Genomic DNA, 1,997 nt, shown 5'->3' on the forward strand with positions numbered 1-1,997 from the left:
AGGTAGTGGGTGAGGGCGGTGGGGGTGGGGTGGTCGAAGATCAAGGTGGCGGGCAGGGTCAGGCCGGCGTGTTGGGCCATGGTGTTACGTAGTTCCAGGGCGCTCAGGGAGTCGATGCCGAGGTCTTTAAACGGTTGGTCAGGATCTAGTGCGCTGGCATCGGGGTGGGCCAACACGGCGGCGGTGGCGCCAGTGACCATGTCGAACAGCGTCGCCAACTGCTGTGCGGAGCTTTGGCCGGCCAGCTGCGCGGAAAGATGCTCGTGGGCTTGAGTGCTGTGAGCTTTGGATGTGGCTATCGGGGCAGGTTCCAGCCCGGACAGTAGCTGGTGCGAACGGCGGGTAGTGGTGAATAAGTCTCGGAATCGGTCCCAATCGACGTCGGCGATCGTGATCTGAGTGTCGTCAACGTCCAGCGATTGTTGCAGTGCCGCAAAGGCGGTATCGGGGGAAAGCGGCTTAAGTCCGATGCGTCCGAAGTAATCCATTACTTGTTGCCGACCGGCATTTTCCGCAAGGCCTTGTGGCGCGCCCATGTCATCTGACCAGGCCCCCCACGCAGGGGCGACTGCGTGGCATCCGCGGCCCCGCAACTGCGTTGTCAGTGCGGCGATATGTGCGTTAGCTGCTGCGTACGCCCCTTGCCGCGTACCGCCCCAGGTTGCCGCGGCTGAGGAAAACATAATGAAGGTCTGGGGCGGCTCGTCTTCGAGCAGTGCGATCAAGTTTTCAGCACCAATTGCTTTGGCGGCATACGTCTTCTTGAATTCGTCTACAGATGTTTCGGCGACCGTCGACCACCCGATGTGTGCCGCGGCATGGACGACGGTGTGGATGGGCCCATGTTCCATGCGTGTTTGGGCGAGAACGGCCGCTAAAGCGCTCCGATCGGTCACATCGACGGATACCGATGTTGTGGCGATATCGGCCGCATTGAGTTCCTTTTCCAGCTCGGCCACTCCAGGCTGCTCTGCAGCGGTCCGGCTCAGCAGGAGAAGATGGGTCGCCCCGGCCTGGGCCAGCCAGCGGGCGATGCTTTGGCCTAAATGACCTGTCACGCCGGTGACAACAGCTGTGCCCAATGGTTTCCAAACATGCGCGCGCCCTGTCGGGAGCGTTGCTTTCTGGAGTCGTCGGGCAGTGAGGCCATGTGCGCGTAGTGCAAGTTGATCTTCTATTTGCGGGCAAGTCAGGACGGCCTGCAGCAGTTTGAAATCTCTTGATGTTGGATTTGCCGGCAGATCAATAAGGCCGCCCCACCAGTCGGGATGTTCGAGGCAGATGGACTGTCCTAGTCCCCAAATAGCGGCTTGATCCGGCGCAACAGCATCACTGTGGTCGACTTGCACCGCACCGTGAGTAGCTACCCACAAGGGCAAAGCGATCCCCGAATCCATGTATGCATGTGCAACACGGAGAGTCGAGAGTAAAGCCGCGGGAAGCCCGGTGGGGTCCGGATGCGTCTCGTCGTGTAGCGCCATGAAAGAAACAACACCATGGTATTGATGCTGCGTGGTTTCGTCGGACAGCAAAGTCGCTAACGACTTCCTATCGAACTCTTCTGGCTTGATGGCTAATACTGTGAAACCGCCTGGGGCATGCGCTGATAGGCCCGTAAGCCATACGTCGTCAGATTGTTCAGGGCGGGCAAGAACCAACCAGTGTTGGCGTGTCTGTGGGAACGTATTTGGGATAACGCTTTGCCAGTCAATCTGGTAGCGCAAATCGTAAACAATGGACCGGTCGCGGAGGCTTTTGCGCCACTCGTGCAGAGCTCGTACCACGGGTTCCAGTGAGGCCAGGCTTTGGGCGTCATCAATTCCTAACACTCGCGCGACATCGTCGACCGCATCACCGTCAACGGCAGCCCACAACGCCGTCTCAGCCGGATCGCCGACGTCAGCGCGTACGGCGGGTTCGAGCCAGTACCGGTGGTGTTGGAAGGGGTAGGTGGGCAGGTCCACGGTGTGGGCGTGGGGGTAAAGGTCGCGCCAGTG

The 1,997-nt window shown here is 60.0% G+C and carries 1 protein-coding gene; it reads right to left on the reverse strand.

Going from position 1 to position 1,997, the window contains the following annotated elements:
- Nucleotides 1–1,964: SDR family NAD(P)-dependent oxidoreductase (locus AWC27_RS30170; protein WP_139836980.1), on the reverse strand; the 1,964-nt coding region annotated here is incomplete at its 3' end.
- Nucleotides 1,965–1,997: the final 33 nt, after the last annotated feature.

This window comes from Mycobacterium szulgai (assembly GCF_002116635.1).
Lineage (GTDB): Bacteria > Actinomycetota > Actinomycetes > Mycobacteriales > Mycobacteriaceae > Mycobacterium > Mycobacterium szulgai.